The sequence below is a fragment of the Citrobacter sp. Cpo015 genome, assembly GCF_030333035.1.
GTDB classification, from domain to species: Bacteria; Pseudomonadota; Gammaproteobacteria; order Enterobacterales; family Enterobacteriaceae; genus Citrobacter; species Citrobacter portucalensis.
The window spans coordinates 110,815-133,176 of the sequence record NZ_JAOWGS010000024.1 but is presented as its reverse complement, the minus strand read 5'-3'; the positions used below and the strand labels follow the sequence as shown (position 1 = coordinate 133,176).

Annotated in this window: 21 protein-coding genes; 17 read left to right on the top strand and 4 right to left on the bottom strand. The window is 53.2% G+C overall.

The window, feature by feature from the left end; genetic code table 11:
• The first annotated feature begins 6 nt into the window (after positions 1-6).
• The 5 genes from pgaB (at position 7) to OGY67_RS08190 (ending at position 4,458) form a co-directional block, all read left to right on the top strand.
• A complete protein-coding gene (gene pgaB, locus OGY67_RS08210; protein ID WP_048215612.1) occupies positions 7-2,028 on the top strand; it encodes a poly-beta-1,6-N-acetyl-D-glucosamine N-deacetylase PgaB in 2,022 nt (673 codons plus the stop codon).
• The gene (pgaC, locus tag OGY67_RS08205) at positions 2,025-3,359 is read left to right on the top strand and encodes a poly-beta-1,6-N-acetyl-D-glucosamine synthase (protein ID WP_048236716.1); all 1,335 of its coding nucleotides are present in this window, start codon (positions 2,025-2,027) and stop codon (positions 3,357-3,359) included. Before pgaB ends, pgaC begins: the two co-directional genes overlap by 4 nt.
• A complete protein-coding gene (gene pgaD, locus OGY67_RS08200; RefSeq protein WP_003825542.1) occupies positions 3,356-3,862 on the top strand; it encodes a poly-beta-1,6-N-acetyl-D-glucosamine biosynthesis protein PgaD in 507 nt (168 codons plus the stop codon). Before pgaC ends, pgaD begins: the two co-directional genes overlap by 4 nt.
• Positions 3,863-3,943: 81 nt before the next feature.
• Positions 3,944-4,174, top strand: a complete 231-nt coding sequence (gene yjdI, locus OGY67_RS08195) for a 4Fe-4S mono-cluster protein YjdI (protein ID WP_003825544.1) — start codon at positions 3,944-3,946, stop codon at positions 4,172-4,174.
• 11 nt (positions 4,175-4,185) lie between these two features.
• Positions 4,186-4,458 (top strand): GNAT family N-acetyltransferase, encoded by a 273-nt coding sequence (locus OGY67_RS08190; protein WP_016157396.1) that lies wholly within the window; start codon positions 4,186-4,188, stop codon positions 4,456-4,458.
• Positions 4,459-4,500: 42 nt separating this feature from the next.
• Here the strand turns inward: OGY67_RS08190 and OGY67_RS08185 are convergent, their stop codons facing one another.
• A complete protein-coding gene (locus OGY67_RS08185; protein WP_003825551.1) occupies positions 4,501-5,430 on the bottom strand; it encodes a LysR substrate-binding domain-containing protein in 930 nt (309 codons plus the stop codon).
• A gap of 390 nt (positions 5,431-5,820) precedes the next feature.
• On the opposite strand from OGY67_RS08185, the gene OGY67_RS08180 reads away from it, so the two are divergent.
• From OGY67_RS08180 to OGY67_RS08150, 7 genes are all read left to right on the top strand, one after another.
• Positions 5,821-6,426 (top strand): ankyrin repeat domain-containing protein, encoded by a 606-nt coding sequence (locus OGY67_RS08180; protein WP_186413021.1) that lies wholly within the window; start codon positions 5,821-5,823, stop codon positions 6,424-6,426.
• 39 nt (positions 6,427-6,465) lie between these two features.
• Positions 6,466-7,341, top strand: coding sequence for an oxamate carbamoyltransferase subunit AllH family protein (locus tag OGY67_RS08175; protein ID WP_502872194.1), 876 nt, complete (start codon positions 6,466-6,468; stop codon positions 7,339-7,341).
• Positions 7,319-8,866: an acyl-CoA synthetase FdrA gene (fdrA, locus tag OGY67_RS08170; protein WP_286573853.1), complete on the top strand. Its 1,548-nt coding sequence runs from the start codon at positions 7,319-7,321 to the stop codon at positions 8,864-8,866. Before OGY67_RS08175 ends, fdrA begins: the two co-directional genes overlap by 23 nt.
• Complete coding sequence (locus OGY67_RS08165) at positions 8,866-10,284, top strand: YlbE family protein (RefSeq protein ID WP_286573852.1); 1,419 nt, start codon at positions 8,866-8,868, stop codon at positions 10,282-10,284. Before fdrA ends, OGY67_RS08165 begins: the two co-directional genes overlap by 1 nt.
• 117 nt (positions 10,285-10,401) lie before the next feature.
• A complete protein-coding gene (locus OGY67_RS08160) occupies positions 10,402-11,952 on the top strand; it encodes a hypothetical protein (protein WP_003825560.1) in 1,551 nt (516 codons plus the stop codon).
• Positions 11,953-11,978: 26 nt separating this feature from the next.
• On the top strand, positions 11,979-12,929 hold the full coding sequence (locus OGY67_RS08155; RefSeq protein ID WP_008785727.1) for a carbamate kinase family protein: 951 nt from the start codon (positions 11,979-11,981) through the stop codon (positions 12,927-12,929).
• Between the two features lie 12 nt (positions 12,930-12,941).
• Entirely contained in the window at positions 12,942-14,324 is a 1,383-nt protein-coding gene (locus OGY67_RS08150) for an amidohydrolase family protein (RefSeq protein WP_008785726.1), read from the top strand.
• A gap of 45 nt (positions 14,325-14,369) precedes the next feature.
• On the opposite strand, the gene OGY67_RS08145 is transcribed toward OGY67_RS08150, so the two are convergent.
• Positions 14,370-15,308: a nickel/cobalt efflux protein RcnA gene (locus tag OGY67_RS08145; RefSeq protein ID WP_186413024.1), complete on the bottom strand. Its 939-nt coding sequence runs from the start codon at positions 15,306-15,308 to the stop codon at positions 14,370-14,372.
• A 120-nt stretch (positions 15,309-15,428) separates the two neighbouring features.
• Here OGY67_RS08145 and rcnR point away from each other — a divergent pair, with 120 nt between their 5' ends.
• On the top strand, positions 15,429-15,701 hold the full coding sequence (gene rcnR / locus OGY67_RS08140) for a Ni(II)/Co(II)-binding transcriptional repressor RcnR (protein ID WP_003825567.1): 273 nt from the start codon (positions 15,429-15,431) through the stop codon (positions 15,699-15,701).
• 52 nt (positions 15,702-15,753) lie between these two features.
• On the opposite strand, the gene OGY67_RS08135 is transcribed toward rcnR, so the two are convergent.
• Positions 15,754-16,983 carry an amino acid permease gene (locus OGY67_RS08135; protein ID WP_008785724.1) on the bottom strand — a complete coding sequence of 410 codons (1,230 nt, stop codon included), beginning with the start codon at positions 16,981-16,983 and terminating at the stop codon, positions 15,754-15,756.
• 142 nt (positions 16,984-17,125) lie between these two features.
• Complete coding sequence (locus OGY67_RS08130; protein ID WP_008785723.1) at positions 17,126-17,581, bottom strand: multidrug/biocide efflux PACE transporter; 456 nt, start codon at positions 17,579-17,581, stop codon at positions 17,126-17,128.
• A 101-nt stretch (positions 17,582-17,682) separates the two neighbouring features.
• Between OGY67_RS08130 and OGY67_RS08125 the strand changes: the two genes are divergently transcribed.
• From OGY67_RS08125 to kduD, 4 genes are all read left to right on the top strand, one after another.
• Positions 17,683-18,567 carry a LysR family transcriptional regulator gene (locus OGY67_RS08125; protein WP_008785722.1) on the top strand — a complete coding sequence of 295 codons (885 nt, stop codon included), beginning with the start codon at positions 17,683-17,685 and terminating at the stop codon, positions 18,565-18,567.
• A gap of 102 nt (positions 18,568-18,669) precedes the next feature.
• On the top strand, positions 18,670-19,848 hold the full coding sequence (locus OGY67_RS08120; RefSeq protein WP_286573851.1) for an acetyl-CoA C-acetyltransferase: 1,179 nt from the start codon (positions 18,670-18,672) through the stop codon (positions 19,846-19,848).
• A gap of 599 nt (positions 19,849-20,447) precedes the next feature.
• On the top strand, positions 20,448-21,284 hold the full coding sequence (gene kduI, locus OGY67_RS08115; protein ID WP_008785720.1) for a 5-dehydro-4-deoxy-D-glucuronate isomerase: 837 nt from the start codon (positions 20,448-20,450) through the stop codon (positions 21,282-21,284).
• A gap of 57 nt (positions 21,285-21,341) precedes the next feature.
• On the top strand, positions 21,342-22,103 hold the full coding sequence (kduD, locus tag OGY67_RS08110) for a 2-dehydro-3-deoxy-D-gluconate 5-dehydrogenase KduD (protein WP_003033923.1): 762 nt from the start codon (positions 21,342-21,344) through the stop codon (positions 22,101-22,103).
• Positions 22,104-22,362: the final 259 nt, after the last annotated feature.

Genomic DNA, 22,362 nt, shown 5'->3' with positions numbered 1-22,362 from the left:
TTGTTCATGCTGAAAAGATGCCTGTGGCTTAGCGCATTAATCGCTGGCTGGTTGATGATTACCGCGTGCAGCAGCGCGCACAATACAACGCCTCGCTATGTTCCTCCCGCAGAGAGAACGCCGCTGACGGCGGATCATCCGTGGCCGAAAAATAGCTTTCTGGTGCTCGGCTACCATGATGTGGAGGATGGTGCAGCCGACCAGCGCTACCTCTCTGTGCGTACCAGCGCGTTGAGCGACCAAATGGCCTGGCTGCGTGATAATGGCTATCAACCGATCAGCGTGCAGCAAATTCTGGACGCCCATGACGGTAAAATTGTACTGCCGGAAAAAGCGGTACTGCTCACCTTTGACGATGGATATAGCAGTTTTTATACCCGCGTCTGGCCGCTACTGAAAGCCTACAACTGGCCTGCGCTCTGGGCGCCAGTAGGCAGTTGGGTAGATGCGCCAGCCAACAAAAAAGTCGATTTTGGCGGCTTAATGACCGCGCGAGACAAATTCGCCACCTGGAAAATGGTCGAAGAAATGGGCAAGTCGCCGTTGGTAGAAGTCGGTGCGCACACCTGGAACTCGCACTTTGGCGCTGAGGCCAACCCGCAGGGGAGTAAAGAGCCCGCTGTGGCGAACCGCCTGTATGATAAGAAAACCGGCACTTACGAAACGGACGAACAGTACACGCGACGTATAAACACGGATATCTCTCTGATCACTAACAAGATCAAAGCGGTGACCGGCAAATCGCCGCGCGCGTGGGTATGGCCTTACGGCGCAGCCAACGGTACAACGTTAAACCTGGCCAAAGAGCATGGCTATAAGATGGCCTTTACGCTTAATGAAGGGTTGGCAAATGCCGCGTTTCTCGATGATATTCCGCGCGTGCTGATTTCTGATAACCCATCCCTTAAGCGCTTTGCCAGTCAGGTCGCTCAGGTCCGTGAACCACAGACGATGCGCGTGATGCATGTCGATCTGGATTACGTGTATGACAAAGACCCTGCTCAGCAGAAGCGAAATATCGATAAGCTGATCCAGCGCGTTTATGACATGCGTATTTCTCATGTCTTCCTGCAGGCGTACGCCGATCCGCAGGGCGACGGGAATATTCGCGAACTCTATTTCCCCAACCGCTGGCTGCCGATGCGTGCCGATCTCTTTAACTATATCTCCTGGCAGTTACAAACGCGGGCAGGGGTGACGGTGTATGCCTGGATGCCGGTTCTGGCTTTCGATCTCGACGCGTCCATTCCACGCGTAACCGCATGGGATCCGAAAACGGGACGCACTGCTATCAATCACGAGAACTATGTTCGTCTCTCGCCCTGGGACAGCGAAGCGCGCAAACGCATCACTGAAATCTATGAAGACCTGGCGAAGCACGCCAGCTTCAAAGGTATTTTGTTCCATGACGATGCTTTCCTGACGGATTTTGAAGATGCGTCACCGGAGGCGTTAGCCGCCTACCGTGCCGCAGGGCTTCCGGGCAGTATCGAGCAAATACGTAATAATCCTCAGGCGTTCGAGCGCTGGACTCGCCTGAAAAGTAAGATGCTGATTGACTTCACCAAACAACTGACCCGGACGGTGCGTAATATTCGCGGTCCACAGGTGCAAACTGCGCGCAATATTTACGCCATGCCGGTACTGGAGCCTGAAAGTGAAGCCTGGTTTGCACAAAACCTGAATGATTTCCTCAATACCTATGACTGGACGGCGCCGATGGCGATGCCATTCATGGAACAGATCCCGGCCAATGATGCCAACGCATGGCTTGACCGACTGGTGAATGCCGTTGCACAAACCCCTGGGGCGCTGGATAAAACCGTGTTTGAACTGCAGGCACGAGACTGGCGTAAATCCGGGGATCAGGCTGAAATCAGCGGAAAACAAATAGCCGAATGGATGCGCCAGCTGAAATTAAGCGGTGCAGGTAACTACGGCTATTACCCGGATGATTTCATCAGCGACAAACCTGAGATGTCAGAGATTCGCTCGACGTTCTCCTCATACTGGTATCCGCAAAAATGACCGATCGCATTATTGCTTTCCTGATACTTTGCCTGATGTTCAGCCTGCCGTTTGGTGTGGCTGTCATCTTTACAGGTGAAGTGATGTTGAACTTCGTCTTCTTCTGGCCTTTATTCATGTCTGGCTTATGGATAAGCGGCGGAGTCTATTTCTGGTTTTACCGTGAACGTCACTGGAAATGGGGAGATGACACTCCACCACCGACATTGCAGGGGAATCCACTGGTTTCCATTCTGATCCCCTGTTTTAACGAAGGGATCAATGCGCGTGAAACCATTGAGGCAGCACTGGCCCAGCGATATAAGAATATCGAAGTGATCGCCATCAACGATGGTTCGACGGATGACACTCACGACGTGCTGGAACAACTGGCAGTGGAATACCCCAGCCTGCGGGTGATTCATCTGGCTGAAAACCAGGGCAAAGCGCTGGCGCTCAAGACCGGTGCGGCCGCGGCGCGCAGCGATTATCTGGTGTGTATTGATGGCGATGCGTTACTGGAACGCGATGCCGTCGCTTATATGGTGGCTCCGCTGATCCAGTTCCCGCGCGTTGGTGCAGTGACGGGGAACCCGCGAATTCGAACCCGCTCTACGTTAATCGGTCGTGTGCAGGTCGGTGAGTTCACTTCCATTATCGGCTTGATTAAGCGTACTCAGCGAGTCTATGGGCAGATCTTTAGTGTCTCAGGTGTGGTTGCGGCGTTTCGTCGTCGCGCGCTGGCCGAGGTCGGTTACTGGAGCCCGGACATGATCACCGAAGATATCGATATCAGCTGGAAGCTGCAATTGCGCCACTGGTCGGTATTCTTTGAGCCGCGCGCACTGTGCTGGATCCTGATGCCTGAAACCTTAAGAGGGCTGTGGAAGCAGCGTTTGCGCTGGGCGCAGGGTGGTGCAGAGGTGTTTATCGTTAACATGCGTCGTCTGTGGTCGTGGGAGTTCCGCCGCATGTGGCCGCTGTTTCTTGAGTTCTGTTTTTCTACCGCCTGGGCATTTGCCTATGCGATCAGTATCGTGCTGTTCCTTTTAGGACTGATGATCCCGATGCCGGACTCGCTGTATGTACAGCATCTGTTCCCACCGGCCTTTACCGGGCTTATCCTCGGCGTGGTGTGCTTGCTGCAGTTTGCGGTGAGCCTGATGATTGAACGACGCTATGAAAAAAATATTGGCGCTTCATTGTTCTGGATTATCTGGTTCCCGGTGGTGTACTGGATGCTAAGCCTGTTCACCACGCTGGTGTCATTCCCGAAAGTGATGCTCAAACGCAAACGTGGCAGAGCGCGTTGGGTGAGTCCTGACCGCGGTATTGGGAGGATCGAATCATGAACCAGCCACTGATCTTCACGGAGCGGCGTTTGCTGCCGCGCATCATCGATGTGTTGTTGACGGCCATCGCCTGGGTTGGATTTATCTATTTAATCTATAAAGGGCTGATCACAGCCCTGGCGCATTCACCGTATATGGGGGTGCGACCCTTTTTCACCACGCTGGATACGGTCACGTTTTATATCCTTGTCGCCCTGGTCAACGGCCTGGTGCTGATTGGCTGGGCGAAGTACAACCAGTTTCGTTTTCGGGTCGAACGCCGCAGTCGCAGACCCGGGCTTGAAGACCATGAGCTGGCAGAAAGTTTGCGTATTACCCGGGAGCTGGTTACGGAACTGAACAAGGCGAGGGTGCTGACGGTCCACCATCATGAGAATGGCGAAATCAGTCATATCGATGTGGACAGGGATATTGCCGATAACCGCCTCCCGCCGCCGACGCCTGCGATGTTGGAGTATTTGCCGCCAGAGCCGCAGCCGTCGATACAGAAAAAGCCTGAATGATATTTCTGATTTCAGCCGCTTCCTTCAGCCTCGCATAGGTCTATGATTAAACCAGACAATAAAAAAATGCGAGGCAATGTCGTGGATAAGGAACTACTGGATGCAGGTTACCGGGCCTATACCGGCGAGAAGATTGACGTCTACTTCAACACGGCGATGTGTCAGCATTCGGGCAATTGCGTGCGGGGAAGCGCGAAGCTGTTTAACCTGAAACGTAAACCGTGGATTATTCCGGATGAAGTGGACGTTGCCACGGTCATCAAGGTCATCGATACCTGTCCGAGCGGTGCTCTGAAATATCGCCAAAAATGAGTGAGGGAAGCATGGAAATTCTTGCAGGCCACAACAAATTTTATGTCAACGATGCCGAAGGCAATCAGGTTGCCGAGATTGTCTTTGTGCCGACGGGCGAGCATCTGAGTATCATTGAACATACCGATGTTGACCCCAGTCTGAAAGGTCAGGGCGTCGGCAAACTGCTGGTGGCGAAAGTGGTAGAGAAGATGCGCGCTGAAAACCGCAAAGTGATTCCGCTGTGCCCGTTTGCCAAACATGAATTTGATAAAACCCGCGAGTACGACGATATCCGCGCCTGATTATCTTATATGCACTGGAAGGTATAACGGCCATCCGGTGCATCACGCCCGATGCAGTAAATCCTGATAAATCCCCGTCAGTATCCCTTGCGGGCCAAACTCTTTTTTAATCCACTGAGTGACACGACCGGTTGCCGAATGCTGGGTTGCCAACAGCATTCGTGAATCCTGACGTGGGTTGTGGATCTGCCGTGTCACCAGCAACGACTTTTCCATCGCCTCGCGCACCATATAGTCTGGCAGAAAACCGATGCCCTCCCCCAGGATCTGGCACTGGCACTTGGTATTAAAATCGGGAACCAGAATCGACTCTTGACCGTGTAACAGCCAACCGACTTTTTTGTTGATGGTGTGTGCGGTGTCTTCCACCATGATGTTCGGGTACAGGCGCAGTTGGCTTTCAGAGATGGGTTCAGGCATAAACGCCAGCGGATGATCCGGGGCAATCGCGAACGACCAACGGATCGCGCCGATCTCGGTGTAATCAATTCCGCCGCCGTCCAGTAATGTATCGGGCGCGCCAATCGCGATATTGGCCAGGTTATTGATGATCGAATCCCAGACGCCGTTATACACCTCTGTAGTGACGGTTATCTGGCAGGTTGGAAACTGTTTCTTGAGTACCTGCAGCAGCCGCGCCGTATGTTGAGGGGTATACAACAGTTGGTTAATGCAGATGCGCACCCGAGCCTCAATTCCCTGAGCGATGGTATCAATGCTGCGCTTGATTGCGTGGAAATCGTTGAGCAGGTCGGTCGCCTTGCGAAACAGATAGCGTCCGGACTCGGTCAGCTCAATGCTGCGAGTACTGCGGGTAAACAGCACCACGTCGAGACCCATTTCCATGCGCTTAATGGTGTAACTAATTGCCGATGTGGTTAAGCCAAGCTCCTCCGCTGCCTTGCTGAAACTGCTATAGCGGGCAGCCATCGTAAATGCCAGTAGGTTTTCCTCGGTAAATATTGAATTCATCTTTCTTCCCTCCGGCGACAATGCGCATCCGCACCACGATGATTGTTGAATGTATTTGTAATCCTTATACAGAGCAATCAGTTTTGAACAGAATTTAACACTAGTTTTACATTTGATTTGAAGGCAATCACACTTCTGTATTTTAATTGCAGGCCGCTATCCGTGCAGCATACCGCCTGATTTTCCGGACTACTGATTAGTGGCTAAAAGGGCCCCAGCCATAAGGGAAAGATTGCACTACAGCACGTTTTGCTCTCATTGTTAAAATTGATTCAATAATCGATGCGCTAACGATGAATGAAATTTAAGCGGATGTTATTCTCTGCACTCTATTGCTATTCTCAGGTTATCGGATATTTAAAAAGTCTAAAAAACTGCAGGAGAGCGATTATGTCAGAGAAAGAACTCATTACTGAATTTCTGCTGGCGGCAGAGCAGGGCAATGCCGATGGATTAAAATCCTGTCTGGCAAAAAATGTGGATATTAACGCCACCAACCGCCAGGGGCGTACTGCCATTATTATTGCCAGCCTGAATAAACATTATGACTGTGTTTCTTTATTGATTGCTGCGGGTGCCGATATTAATAAACAAGATCAAACTTGTTTTAATCCCTTCCTGATTAGCTGCCTGACTAATGATTTAACGCTGTTGCGTACGGTATTACCGGCTGACCCCGACCTCAATTGCCTGAGCCGTTTTGGCGGCGTTGGTATTACACCTGCCAGCGAAAAAGGTCATGTCGAGATCGTGCGCGAACTACTGCTGCGTACCGATATCAATGTCAACCATACTAATTTTGTTGGCTGGACGCCGCTCCTGGAAGCCATCGTGCTAAATGACGGCGGTGCGAAGCAGCAGGAGATCGTTAAGCTGCTGCTCGACCATGGCGCAAACCCGCACATGACGGATAAATACGGTAAAACCCCGCTGGAACTGGCGCGAGAGAAAGGGTACCACGAAATTGCCGAGCTGCTGATTGCGGCCGTAGCCTGACACAGGAGCGCCATTATCGCTACGCCATCACGGCGATGCGTGCGGGCGCTAACCGCAGACAGCGCGTTTCTCACTTTCCGGGGAACGGGACGGGTTGAACAGGTTTTTTCCCACGCGGTAAACCTGTTGATACCCGAACAGCAGCGGCTGCTGACGTTACTGAGTGAAGATTGTGATAACGCACCTAACAGCTGTCGGTTGGCGCTGACGCATTGTGAAGACCTGTTTCACCCCGGTGAGCGGGTCAATTTTAGCGGGTCGGGAATAGTTGTTGGCAATGATAAATGGATAGAAACCGCCGGTTGCCAGCTGTGGCGAATACCACGGTGGACATCTGATGCAGCAAGCCTTGCCGCAGTCGGCTGGCAGCACTGGGAAGAGGTTATCCGCCAACAGCTAAGAAGCGACGACACATTATTTCTGTACCGGGGTGACAATCCGTTTTATCAGGAAATCACCCGTCAATTACTCAACCGCCGACAAACATTACTGACGGCGTTGCGTACAGGAGAAAATATTACTACGGCGGTCAGCCATTTAATTGGTTTGGGGATAGGGCTGACGCCCTCATCGGATGATTATTTAGTAGGCTTAAGCACCATTTTATTTATTCCCGGACATCCGCTGAGGAAATATAGAGATGATTTTTTAGCGGCATTGCAACGTGCAGGAAATAATACAACGCTACTTAGCCAAATAACGCTAGAGGAAGCATTTAATCAGCGTTATCGGGAAAGCATCGGACGGCTGCTGAACCAATTTATTACTGAGCAACAACTCGTTTCTACGCAATATATTACTGACATTAAAAATATCGGTTCAAGTTCTGGCTGCGACATGCTGTATGGCATGGCGGATGCCTGCGCCCTGAGCCACAGGTCCGGAGGGAATTATGTCGATCAGGATAGTTGTTAAAAAGAACACGTATTTTGATTCTGTCTCACTGATGTCTATCTCCACGCGCGCAAATAAGCTCGATGGCGTTGAGCAGGCGTTTGTGGCTATGGCGACAGAGATGAATAAGGGCGTGCTGAAGAATCTCGGCCTGCTGACGCCTGAACTGGAAGAGGCGAAAAGTGGCGATCTGATGATTGTCATTAAAGGCGCGAGCGACGAAGCAAACGCGCAAACGCTGGTGGCTATCGATGAACTGTTTACGCATAAAGAGCAGGGGGGTCAGCACGAAGCGCGCTATGCCACGCTTGCCAGCGCGAAAAAGCATGTGCCTGACAGCAATCTGGCGGTGATCTCGGTCAATGGCCTGTTTGCCGCGCGTGAAGCGCGTCAGGCGCTGCAAAATAACCTCAATGTGATGCTGTTCTCTGACAATGTCTCTCTTGAGGACGAGCTGGCGCTTAAGCAGCTGGCGCATGAAAAAGGGCTGTTGATGATGGGACCAGATTGTGGAACCGCCATTATTAACGGCGCGGCGCTGTGTTTTGGCAACGCGGTGCGTCGCGGCAACATCGGCATTATTGGTGCCTCCGGTACCGGTAGCCAGGAACTGAGCGTACGCATTCACGAGTTTGGCGGCGGGATTTCCCAGCTGATTGGCACAGGTGGACGCGATCTGAGCGAAAAGATTGGTGGCCTGATGATGCTTGACGCGATTGGCATGCTGGAGGCCGATCCGCAAACTGAGATCATCGCACTTATCTCCAAACCGCCTGCGCCAGCGGTGGCGCGCAAGGTGCTGGAACGGGCGCGCGCCTGTCATAAGCCCGTGGTGGTGTGTTTCCTCGGACGTGAAGCCGCGCCTGCGGATGAAAAAGGCCTACAGTTTGCCCGCGGTACTAAAGAGGCGGCGTTGAAAGCGGTACTGCTGACCGGCGTGAAAAAAGAGAGTCTGGATCTGCATCCGCTCAACTGGCCGCTGATTGAAGAGGTTCGCGCCCGTCTGACTCCACAGCAAAAGTACATCCGCGGCTTGTTCTGCGGCGGCACGTTGTGCGATGAGGCGATGTTTGCTGCCATGGAAAAACATGCCGAAGTTTACAGCAACATTCATCCGGATCCGGCATTCCGCCTGAAAGATCTCAACCGCAGCGTGGCGCATACCTTCCTCGATTTCGGTGATGACGATTTTACCAATGGCAAACCGCACCCGATGATCGATCCCACCAACCGCATTAGTCGTCTGTTACAGGAAGCGCGCGATCCTGAAGTTGGCGTGATCGTGATGGACTTCGTCCTTGGATTTGGATCGCATGAAGATCCGGTTGGCGTGATGCTCGATGCGATCGTTGAAGCCAAAGCGATCGCCACCGCAGACGGTCGTCCGCTTGAGATCCTCGGCTATGTGCTGGGAACCGATCTTGATACGCCGTCGCTGGAAAAACAGTGTCAGATGCTGACCGACGCCGGGGTTATCTGGGCGAGCAGTAGCACCAACACCGGATTGCTGGCGCGTGAATTTATCTGTAAAGGGGAGGAAGCCTGATGAGCCAGACACTGTTTAACCAGCCGCTGAACGTGATTAACGTTGGAATCGCAATGTTCAGCGATGACCTGAAAAAGCAGAACGTACCGGTGACCCAGCTCGACTGGACGCCGCCGGGCCAGGGCAACATGCAGGTGGTAGCGGCACTGGACGACATTGCCGATTCACCGCTGGCAGACAAAATCGCGGCCGCTAACCAGCAGGCGCTGGAACGCATTATCCAGTCGCATCCGGTGCTGATTGGCTATGACCAGGCGATCAACGTCGTGCCGGGCATGACCCGTAATACCATCCTGCACGCCGGGCCGCCAATCCGCTGGGAAAAAATGTGCGGCGCAATGAAGGGGGCGGTAACCGGGGCGCTGGTCTTTGAAGGGCTGGCGAAAGATCTGGATGAAGCCGCGGAACTGGCCGCCTCGGGTGAAATCATCTTCTCTCCGTGCCACGAGCATGACTGTGTCGGCTCGATGGCGGGCGTGACGTCGGCATCGATGTTTATGCACATCGTCGAGAACAAAACCTATGGCAACCGCGCATATACCAATATGAGCGAGCAGATGGCGAAGATCCTGCGTATGGGCGCGAACGATCAGAGCGTTATCGATCGTTTGAACTGGATGCGCGATGTGCTGGGACCGATGCTGCGCGACGCTATGAAACTGGCGGGCGAAATCGATCTGCGCCTGATGCTGGCGCAGGCATTGCACATGGGTGATGAGTGCCATAACCGCAACAACGCCGGGACGGCGCTGCTGATTCAGGCGCTGACGCCGTGGATTATTCAGACCGGCTATCCGGTTGAGCAGCAACGTGAGGTGTTCGAGTTCGTCCTCAGTAGTGATTACTTCTCCGGACCGACCTGGATGGCGATGTGTAAAGCCGCAATGGACGCTGCACACGGTATTGAATACAGCACCGTGGTGACGACGATGGCGCGCAATGGCGTTGAGTTCGGTCTGCGCATTAGTGGCTTACCGGGCCAGTGGTTTACCGGTCCGGCGCAGCAGGTGATTGGGCCGATGTTTGCGGGCTATAAGCCGGAAGATTCCGGACGTGATATCGGCGATAGCGCGATCACCGAAACCTACGGCATTGGCGGTTTCGCGATGGCGACGGCACCGGCCATCGTAGCGCTGGTGGGCGGTACGGTCGAAGAGGCCGTTGATTTCTCTCGCCAGATGCGAGAAATCACTCTCGGCGAAAACCCCAACGTCACCATTCCGCTGCTTGGTTTTATGGGCGTACCGACTGCTATTGATATTACGCGCGTAGGCAGCACCGGCATTCTGCCGGTGATCAACACCGCTATTGCGCACAAAGACACGGGGATCGGCATGATCGGCGCCGGAATAGTTCACCCGCCGTTCGCCTGTTTTGAAAAGGCGATCCTCAACTGGCGCGACCGCTACTGCCAATAACAATAACCGGGGCTAACGCGGTTAGCCCCACAGTAGCGAAGCGAAAAACGTTGCTTACCTGCAGGGCCGGGCGATCTCCGCGATCGCAAATGATGCTTAACCTGTTAAGGATATTCCATGAACAGCATAAAACTAGAATGGAAACGTGGTGACTGGGCGGCTTACTTTGGGCTGATGACCAACAACCTGACTAACCTGCTGACAATGATGGGGCTGCTCATTTTTGTCGTCGGGATCCCTACCGAAATTGTCTACGGTCGTATTGCGCCTGCCTTTGGTCTGGCGGTGCTGGTGGCCAGCGTCTGCTACGCCTGGTTTGGCCTGCAGATGGCAAAGCACACCGGGCGTAACGACGTAACGGCGCTGCCGTCCGGACCGAGTGCACCGTCAATCTTCACCGTGACCTTCCTGGTGCTGATGCCGGTTTATCAGCAAACCAAAGATGCCAACTTCGCTATCCAGATAGCCCTGGTGTGGTGCTTTGTCGAAGCGTTGATCCTGGTCGGCGGCTCCTTCCTGGGCGAGACCATCCGCAAGATGATCCCGCGTACGGTACTGCTTTCTTGTCTGTCCGGCCTGGGGCTGTTGCTGCTGGCGATGAACCCGATGCTGCAGGCATTCGAAGCGCCGACGGTTTCTTTCATCGTCCTGTTGCTGATCTTCATTAACTGGTTCGGTAAGAAGCCGATTTTTGCCCGTATTCCTACCGGTTTACTGCTGCTAATTGCCGGTACGGCCCTGGCGTGGATCTCCGGTTTACAAAGCCCGGAAGCTATTAAAGCTTCGATGTCTTCCTTTGGCTTCAACCCGCCGGAAATTCATGTCGACAGCTTCCTGCAAGGTTTACCGCACGCACTGCCGTATCTGGCTTCTGCAGTTCCTTTGGGCCTGGCGAACTATATTTTTGACCTTGAGAACATTGAAAGTGCGCACGCGGCGGGCGATGAGTACAACACCCGTAAGGTCATGATGGCGAACGGCTTTGCCTCCATGCTCGGCTGCATGCTGGGTAACCCGTTCCCGGTGACCGTATATGTTGGGCATGCGGGCTGGAAAGCGATGGGCGCCAGCATCGGCTATACCCTCGCTTCAGGCATCACCATGTTCCTGGTGCCGCTGTTTGGGCTGGGCGCGTTTATGCTCGCCATTATTCCGATGACCGCGATAGTGCCGATTCTGGTGTTTATCGGCGTGGTGACCGCCAACCAGGTGGTGCGAGAAACGCCCAAAGTCGAGGTTCCCGTTATCTTCATCTGTCTGTTCCCGTGGATCGCCAACTGGGCATTGACCATCGTCAACAGCGTGATGGGTGCCGCCGGAACATCCGCGGGGAAACTGGGTAGTGACTTGCTGCACAGCAAAGGTGTCTATTACGACGGACTGGTGCATCTGGGAAGCGGCGCACCGCTGGCCAGCATGCTGTGGGGCTGCGTCGCTATCTTCGCCATTATGAACAAGCCGCTACGCGGGGCGATTGCCGCAGCCTTTGGCGCGCTGTTATCGCTGTTTGGCGTGATCCACTCCCCGGCGGTTGGCTTTGCGGAAGGCAGCTCGATGATGTTTGTTGTGGCCTACCTGATGATGAGCGGCATGTTTGTCCTCAAGCATGTTCTTGATAGCCGTGAAGCGGTGACTGCGCCTGAGCAGGAACCGACGAAAACGACCTGAATTGCCTGCAAGCGGAAGATAACACTATGAAAGAACTTGTGGTCGTTGCCATTGGCGGCAACAGCATTATCAAAGATAACGCCAGCCAGTCGATTGAACACCAGGCTGAAGCGGTGAAAGCGGTAGCGGATACGGTGCTGGAGATGCTGGCATCGGACTACAACATTGTGCTGACGCACGGTAACGGGCCACAGGTAGGGCTGGATCTGCGGCGTGCGGAAATCGCGCACGAGCGTGAAGGGCTGCCGCTTACCCCGCTGGCAAACTGCGTTGCTGATACGCAGGGCGGTATCGGTTACCTGATCCAACAGGCGCTGAATAACCGTCTGGCGCGGCGCGGTGAGCAGAGGGCAGTTACGGTGGTCACGCAGGTGGAGGTCGACAAAAACGATCCGGGCTTCGCTAATCCGACCAAGCCCATTGGAGCGTTCTTTAGCGAAGTGCAGCGTGATGAACTGCAGCGGGTCAATCCGGGCTGGCGCTTTGTTGAGGATTCGGGGCGCGGCTACCGTCGGGTAGTCGCCTCTCCACAACCGAAGCGCATTGTCGAGGCGGAGGCGATCAAAACGCTGACCCAGCAAGGCTTTGTGGTTATTGGCGCGGGCGGCGGCGGGATCCCGGTGGTGCGTAGCGATCAAGGGGATTACCAGAGCGTGGACGCGGTGATTGATAAAGATCTCTCCACGGCGCTACTGGCGCAGGAGATCCGCGCCGACATTTTGGTGATCACCACCGGCGTCGAGCAGGTCTGTATTCATTTTGGCAAACCCAACCAGCAGGCGCTGGATACGGTGGATGTTGCAACGATGACCCGTTACATGCAGGAGGGTCATTTCCCGCCTGGCAGCATGTTACCCAAGATCGTTGCCAGCCTGGCGTTTCTGGAGCGTGGCGGTAAACGAGTAATCATCACCACGCCGGAATGCCTGCCTGCCGCACTGCGCGGCGAAACGGGCACCCATATTGTCCATTCCTGAGAGGAGACGTGAATGAAGGAAAGTAACAGCCGCCGTGAATTTTTAAGCCAGAGCGGAAAAATGGTGACCGCTGCCGCGCTGTTTGGCGCGGTCGCTCCGGTCGCGTATGCTGCTAATCCTGTCGGGAACACCTGCGGGTCGAAGAGCACAATGACGATTAACGATAAACACTATTACCTGGATAACGTCCTGCTGGAAGCGGGCTTTGATTACGAAAACTCGGTGGTGGTGCACACCCGTACCGCGCTGCAAACCGTTGAAATCAAAGACGGAAAAATCGTTGCGCTGCGCGAGAATAAGCAGCATCCGGATGCGACGCTGCCTCACTATGATGCGGGTGGAAAGCTGATGCTGCCCGCCATGCGCGACATGCACATCCATCTGGATAAAACCTTTTACGGCGGTCCCTGGCGTTCGCTGAACCGTCCGGCTGGCACCACTATTCAGGATATGATCCGCCTGGAACAAAAGCTGCTGCCTGAACTCCAGCCTTATACGCAGGAGCGTGCGGAAAAGCTGATCGATCTGCTGCAATCAAAAGGCACCTCGATCGCCCGCAGCCACTGCAACATAGAACCGGTTTCCGGGCTGAAAAATCTCGAAAACCTGCAGGCGGTACTGGCGCGTCGTCAGCCGGGTTTTGCCTGTGAAATCGTGGCATTTCCGCAGCATGGCCTGCTGTTATCAAAATCTGAACCGCTGATGCGTGAAGCGATGCAGGCGGGAGCGCATTACGTCGGCGGTCTGGACCCAACCAGCGTCGATGGGGCGATGGAAAAATCCCTCGACACCATGTTCCAGATTGCGCTGGATTACGATAAAGGCGTAGATATCCATCTGCATGAAACCAGCCCGGCGGGCGTGGCGGCGGTGAATTACATGGTGGAAACGGTGGAGAAAACGCCGCAATTAAAGGGCAAACTGACCATCAGCCACGCGTTTGCGCTGGCAACGCTGAACGAACAGCAGGTGGATGCGCTGGCGAGCCGCATGGCAGCACAGCAGATTACCATTGCCTCGACGGTGCCGATCGGCACCTTGCACATGCCGCTCAAGCAGTTGCGTGATAAAGGCGTGGAAGTGATTACCGGAACCGACAGCGTAATTGATCACTGGTCGCCGTACGGGCTGGGCGACATGCTGGAGAAGGCGAATCTGTACGCCCAGCTCTATATTCGCCCCAATGAGCTTAACCTGTCGCGTGCGCTGTTTCTTGCCACCGGCGATGTGCTGCCGCTAAACGATAAAGGTGAGCGCGTGTGGCCGAAAGCGCAGGATGAAGCCAGTTTTGTGCTGGTGGATGCCTCTTGTTCGGCAGAAGCGGTCGCGCGAATTTCTCCACGCACCGCGACCTTCCATAAAGGGCAACTGGTGTGGGGGAATGTTGCAAGCTAGCCAGGTTTTACGCGCAGCGGCAATCGCTGCTGCGCTCTCTTGGTGTTAACCGACGATCCCCATATAGCCGTGAATCCCCATATATAAGCCGACCATCGCAATGAGCACACTGGAAAAATAGGGTGCTTTGCGGGCCATCGTGTTAAATCCGCTCCAGCGTTTGGCCGCCTGCTGCACGCTGATTGCCGCTCCCACGCCCACCGTTACCAGCGTCAGCGCCAGCCCGAGGCTGAAGCACAGCACCATGGTCGCGCCCAGCGTGAAGGCTTTGAGCTGGATGCAAATCAGCAGCACCGTAATGGCGGCAGGGCAGGGGATTAACCCGCCGGTCAAACCAAATAGTAATATTTGGCCGTTGGTGACCTCTTTGCCCGCAAAGCGGCGCTGAATATCGGTGGCATGCGCCCGTTCGTGGGCATCCTGATACTCTTTCGATCCTTCGGTGAGTCCTGCCAGTGCGGCATGGTCGTGATTATGCTCGTGTTCGTGATGATGATGATCGTCATCGTGGTCATGATGGTGGTGATGGTCATCATCATCATGGTGGTGATGGTCATCATGATCATGGTGGTGATGGTCATCATGATCATGGTGGTGGTGATGCTCGTGATTGTGGTCGTGATGCGTCTGGGCCAGCCAGTTCTGCTCTCCCTGCCAGGTTCGCCAGAACATCCAGAATGCGGTCCCGAGAATAATAATCGCCGAGACAAACTGCAGCCAGGGCTCAACGGCCTGGGCAGTAAACGCTTTGCTGATATACATCCCGCCGAGCGCAATCAGCCATACCACGGCGGTATGCGACAGCGTTGCTGCCAGCCCCAGCATCACCGCCTGTTTGATGGTCCCCTTAATGGCAATAATAAAGGCCGCCATCATCGTCTTGGAATGCCCCGGCTCCAGGCCGTGTAACACACCCAATAGAATCGCGCTGGGAATGAAAAACCAGGCGTTACCTTGCTGAAGAAGCGTAGAAAACTCACCCATGAGAATGATTCTTAGTTGTTTAATTTCGCCTGATCCTACTCCCCCCCAGTATCAAATGCTACCCCCCAGTAGAATGTCGATGGTATTGTCCCTACAGCCAGACGTTAAAAAGGTAAAGTTATGTCACATACGATCCGCGACAAACAAAAGCTGAAAGCCCGAACCAGCAAGATTCAGGGGCAGGTAGCGGCGTTGAAAACCATGCTGGATGAACCGCATGAATGCGCGGCAGTATTGCAGCAAATAGCGGCGATCCGCGGGGCAGTAAACGGATTAATGCGTGAAGTGATTAAAGGTCATCTGACCGAGCACATTGTGCATCAGGGCGATGAAATTAAGCGCGAAGAGGATTTGGATGTGGTCCTGAAAGTGCTGGATTCGTACATCAAATAAGTCAGTTTAACGGCTCATCCGCTTACTGGAATGAGCCGCTAAACAACACGTTCTAGCCAAAAAACATCACAGATACGCACAGCAGACCGACAATCAGGGTGATCAGATTACCCACTGAACGGTATGGCTTCAGCGCCGGGATCAGATAGGTAGACAATGTCGGCATGATAAACAGAATCATGGCAATCAGCGGGCCGCTTATCGCGTAAATCATTGAAATAGCATTAGGATTAATGCAGCAGATGATAAACGTGATAGCCGAGACAAGCATGATGGACAGAGCGCGGTTAAAGGCCCGGCTTTTCTTCACACCCACCTGATGCAACGACGTTTTTACTACCTCCGTTGCCCCTTCAATCACGCCAAAGTAGGTGCCGAGGAACGATTTTGACATCGCGACAACGGCAACGATGATCCCGGAAATCGACAGCCATGCCGGTGCGTTTGGCATCATCGACAGCGCGGAAAGAATCGTCACGCCTTCATTTTTCGCGTCTTCGATATAGTTTGTCGGAATCGAAAGCAAGCAGCTGAAGACGAAAAACAGTACGCTCAGGCAGATGATGACGTAGGCTACCTTCATGATTTTTTTGCATTTACCCATGGCCTGCTCGCCGTATTTCTCTCGTCTGTCGATGGCGAACGTAGAGATAATTGGCGTATGGCTAAAAGCGAAAACCATCACGGGAATAGATATCCAAACCTGATGAAGCGTGTGCTGATCGAAAGACATCTGGCCGGTGAGTAGCGTTGGCTGCCAGCTTCCGGTCAGGTAGAGCGAAAGGAACAAAAAGTACGCGATGAGCGGGAACACCAAAAAGCCCATGACCCGAATAGTGGCTTGCCGGCCCATCAGAAAAATCAGGTTCAGCACCAGCACCACGCCAAGGCTGACCAACATGCGGATCCGCAGATCGATAGTGATATGTTTTGCCAGCTGTTCAGTGAGTGAATTGGTTATCGCTACGGCGTAGATCAGCACCACCACAAAGAAGGCAATAAAATAGAGGGTGGTGATCAGGCTGCCAATCTTCTTGCCGTAGTAGTGGGTAACCGCGCCAGTGATCCCTTCACCAGCCGACGTTTTTGAGGACAGGATAAACTGACACAGCGCCTTGTGCGGCCAGTAGGTTAAAGGCCAGGCGACGAGTGCGGTGATAAACAATACCACCGCGCCTGCAGAACCCAGCTGTATGGGTAGGAATAGGGTTCCTGCGCCGACGGCAGTCCCATATAGTGCGAAGCTCCAGAGAGTCTCTTCTTTTGACCAAAATTTCGACATTATTTGAACGTATCAACTATAAAATAAACAAAAAGAAGCGCAATTTACCACAAATGGCAGGGGCTGGGGGAGGTGTGAACAAGCGGGCGAGTGAATGGGACAATAGCCGGAACCGAGAAGATTCCGACTATTATTTTAATTATCAGGCAGTAACGCGCTGCTGGCGGCGCTTCATAACGCGCTCGCGTAACGTGTCATAAGCCCAGTTATAGAACATGGTGTACGGCAGGAAGAACAGGAAGAAACCTATTTCCAGCGTGAATGCCTGAACCAGGCTGACGTTCAGCACATACGCCACGATGCTCACCCCGATCACAATAAAACCGCTCTCGAAGCCTAAGGCGTGAAATGCTCGCACTTTCGCCGTACGTTTTACCAGGTGTGACGGCCACAAACGGTCAAACAGGGCGTTATAAATGATATTCCAGATCATCGCTGTGGTGGCGAGAAGAATGGTCAGTCCGCCCATTTCCAGCACCGAGCGCTGCATCAACCATGCGGTGGTTGGTGCGAGGATCGCGGTGGCAATGCCTTCAAAGCAGACGGCATGAAAAATACGCTCCACTAACGAGCGGCGTTGGACAGTATCGTGTTGCATAACCTAAAACCTTCTTTGATGCCCGGATAACGGAATGGTGGCAATTTTATCGTTTTATGTGATATCTAAAAGATAGTATCCATCGATAAAGTAGATAGTTCATGCGTTATTCTCCTGAAGCATTAACGGCATTTGTGGAGACCGTTTCCTGCGGTTCATTTTCTGCGGCGGCCCGGCGGCTGCGTAAAAGCCAGTCCACTATCAGTACGGCCATTGCGCATCTGGAAGCCGATCTTGGTTTTGCGCTGTTTGACCGCTCATCCCGCCAGCCAACGCTGACCGAGGAAGGTAAGCGGGTGTTGGGCTATGTGCAGGCTATTCTGACGGCCAGCGAACGTCTCGATGAGGCGGCGATCTCGCTGTCGGGTGAAACTGAGGCGCGTCTGACCTTTGTGCTGTCTGACACGCTGCATCCGGATGTGCTGGAAGAGTTGATGGTGCAGTTTGATCGCAAGTTTCCCCATACCGAGTTTGAATGCCTGATTGGTGAAGATGAAGACGTGATCGATCTGCTGCAAAAAGGACGTGCTCAGGTGGGGTTGATCGAGGCGCGGGAAGATTACCCGACCGACATGGGCGTTACGCGTCTGCCGATGCAAACCTGGATGGGATTATACGTTGCAGCGTCGCATCCGCTCGCGGCTCAAGAAAAACTGCAGTGGGAGCAGCTACACACCTGGCGCGAGCTGCGCTTGAATACCTATCTGGAAAGCGGCACCAACGTGGCGCGCGGCCCCGTCTGGTCTGCTCCTAACTATCTGTTATTGCTAAGTATGGCTGTTCAGGGATTCGGCTGGTGCGCGCTCCCTTGTGCGCTGGTGGAGGAGTTTGCGGCAGAAAAACCACTGGTGCAATTAAAGATGCCTGGCTGGCCAAAGGCTATCTCTATCGATCTGTTGTGGAATAAGAAATCACCGCCTGGTGTGGCAGGAAGCTGGTTGCGTGACCATTTACAGCAGAGTGGCGTTCAGATGACCAATAAGTGATACGAATTTCCTTTGTGATAAAAATCACCGTTTTTAAACAACCTTGATAACTATTTTTAACAATCATCTACTATTGCGGTGTTATTTTGCGCTGAGGTAGTGATGAAAGAGGTTGTGATCGTCGGGGCATTAAGGACACCGATTGGCTGCTTCCAGGGGACGCTGGCGCGCCACTCTGCCGTTGAGTTAGGCAGCATGGTGGTCAAGGCGTTACTGGAACGCACGGGCGTGGACGTTCACGCTGTGGATGAAGTGATCCTCGGACAGGTGCTTACTGCAGGCGCCGGGCAGAACCCTGCGCGTCAGTCTGCCATCAATGGTGGGCTACCCACTACCGTTTCCGCCATCACCATTAACGATGTCTGTGGCTCGGGTCTGAAAGCGCTGCATCTGGCGACCCAGGCTATCCAGTGTGGCGAAGCCGACATTGTGATTGCGGGCGGGCAAGAGAATATGAGCCGTGCACCGCATGTCCTTACCGATAGCCGCACTGGCGCACAGCTGGGGAACAGCCAACTGGTCGACAGCCTGGTACATGACGGTCTGTGGGATGCCTTCAACGATTATCACATGGGCGTTACCGCGGAAAACCTGGCGCGAGAATACGGAATCAGCCGCGAATTGCAGGATGCCTACGCGCTGCACTCGCAGCACAAAGCGCGGATGGCAATTGATGCCGGACGCTTTAAAGATGAAATCGTGCCGGTGGTAACACAGCGTAATGGGCAATCGTTCGTGGTGGACACCGACGAACAACCGCGTACCGATGCCAGCGCCGAGGGGCTGGCGCGTCTGGATCCTACCTTTGACAGACTCGGTTCGGTAACGGCGGGTAACGCGTCATCCATCAACGACGGTGCCGCTGCGGTGATGATGATGAGCGAGGCCAAGGCGCAGGAACTTAACTTACCTGTGTTGGCCCGTATTCGCGCCTTTGCCAGCGTCGGAGTCGACCCTGCGCTCATGGGGATTGCGCCAGTGTATGCAACACGCCGCTGCCTTGAGCGCGTGGGCTGGCAACTGGCTGATGTTGATCTTATCGAAGCTAATGAAGCCTTCGCCGCGCAGGCATTATCCGTTGGGAAAATGCTGGAGTGGGATGAACGGCGGGTGAATGTGAACGGCGGGGCCATTGCGCTCGGCCATCCGATTGGCGCTTCTGGCTGTCGTATTCTGGTTTCGCTGGTACATGAAATGGTGAAGCGTCGGGCGCACAAAGGACTGGCAACGCTGTGTATTGGTGGTGGTCAGGGGGTGGCGCTCGCTATCGAACGAGACTAATCCCCGTCATACTTCAAGCTGCATGTGCGTTGGCTTTACTCGCTCACCCCAGTCACGTACTTATGTACGCTCCGGGGAATTCGCTGCGTCGCCGCCTTCCTGCAACTCGAATTATTTAGGGTATATATTTTTCTTCTCGAACAGTTTTCTGCCGTGTTATCTCTTCCTCTATAAAAAAGCCCTCCAACAGGAGGGCAAGGCCAGTTACAGAAACATACACTCTAAACCCTGCCAACATATCAAAACGTTGTTTCATTTCATGTGATTGATAGCGCACTTTGTTAGAAAAGGTGTGTGAATGACGTATGAGCCTGGCTGTATTTTCAATATCTTATCCCTGCCACTAATGATCTACTTTTTTGTGTTTTTATCTATCTAATTGTTTTAAATGATTTTATTTGAACAATTTTTGCGATTTATATGCGCTAGCGTGATCGCACTTACACTTTTGATAATAAGATGCGGAAAAAGTGAAACATCGTTTTAGTTATAATTGAAAACACATTCAGGGAGGGATATCATGAGCGCATAAGATAAAACGGAACAGCGTTTTGCTATTCGTTTAAGCATTCACGGTCAATTTATCACTGGAGGTAAATGTGGACGTAAGACAAAGTATCCATAGTGCGCATGCGAAAACCCTGGACACTCAGGGGCTGCGTAATGAGTTTTTGGTCGAAGAAGTGTTTGTCGCAGATGAATACACCATGGTCTACAGCCACATCGACCGCATCATTGTTGGCGGCATTATGCCAGTGGCCAAAACCGTCTCTGTGGGTGGCGAAGTCGGCAAACAGCTGGGCGTAACCTATTTCCTCGAACGTCGTGAGCTGGGTGTGATCAATATCGGTGGCCCGGGCACGATTACCGTTGACGGCCAGTGCTATGAAATTGGTCATCGCGACGCGCTGTACGTCGGAAAAGGGGCAAAAGAAGTGGTATTCGCCAGTATTGATACGGCGAAACCGGCGAAGTTTTACTACAACTGCGCGCCGGCACACACGACTTACCCAACTAAGAAAGTCACGCCGGCAGACGTTGCGCCAGTGACGCTGGGCGATAACCTCACCAGTAACCGTCGTACCATCAACAAATACTTTGTGCCGGATGTTCTGGAAACCTGCCAGTTGAGCATGGGTCTGACTGAACTGGCACCGGGTAATCTGTGGAACACCATGCCGTGTCATACCCATGAACGTCGTATGGAAGTCTATTTCTACTTCAATATGGAAGAAGACACCTGCGTCTTCCACATGATGGGTCAGCCTCAGGAAACGCGTCATATTGTGATGCACAACGAGCAGGCGGTGATTTCTCCAAGCTGGTCTATTCACTCCGGTGTCGGCACAAAAGCTTATACGTTCATTTGGGGCATGGTCGGCGAAAACCAGGTCTTTGATGATATGGACCATGTTGCAGTAAAAGATCTGCGCTAGTTGCGGGCGACAGCCGTGCCTGCTGCGGCGGGCATTATAAAAAATTAAGGATTTACAATGATTTTGAATGCATTCTCTCTTGAAGGTAAAGTCGCCGTTGTGACCGGTTGTGACACAGGTTTGGGTCAGGGTATGGCGCTGGGCCTGGCTGAAGCGGGCTGCGATATCGTCGGTATCAACATTGTTGAACCGACAGAAACCATCGAACGCGTGACCGCACTGGGCCGCCGTTTTTTAAGCCTGACCGCCGATCTGCGTCAAATCGATGGTATTCCGGCACTGCTGGAGCGCGCAGTGGCAGAATTCGGCCATATTGATATTCTGGTCAACAACGCGGGTCTTATCCGTCGTGACGATGCGATCGACTTCAGCGAAAAAGACTGGGATGACGTGATGAACCTGAACATTAAGAGCGTGTTCTTTATGTCTCAGGCTGCGGCGAAGCATTTTATCGCTCAGGGTAACGGCGGCAAAATTATCAACATCGCCTCTATGCTTTCCTTCCAGGGCGGGATCCGCGTGCCGTCTTACACCGCGTCTAAAAGCGGCGTAATGGGTGTTACCCGTCTGATGGCGAACGAGTGGGCAAAACATAACATCAACGTCAACGCGATTGCACCGGGTTACATGGCGACGAATAACACCCAACAGCTGCGTGCTGATGAGCAGCGTAGCGCAGAGATCCTCGATCGTATCCCGGCGGGTCGTTGGGGTTTACCGAGCGACCTGATGGGGCCTGTCGTGTTCCTGGCGTCCAGCGCATCTGACTATATCAACGGCTATACCGTTGCAGTAGATGGCGGCTGGCTGGCACGTTAATTCACTTTCCAGAACCGTTAAACCCTGCCCTCTGGCAGGGTTTTTTTATATTCGGATTAATAAAATCCATATTGTGGTTATAAATTATTCCATATTAAATTTCATACGTATAAATTTATTGTTTTTAATATCCTTTAATATCAACAAATTAAATTTAATTGAGTGATTGTCGGTAAATTTTAAAATTGGAATATCCATCACATAACCATGTGGTGTAGCTATTTAATCCATATTTTTGCCGTTTCCCGCCTGACGCTTC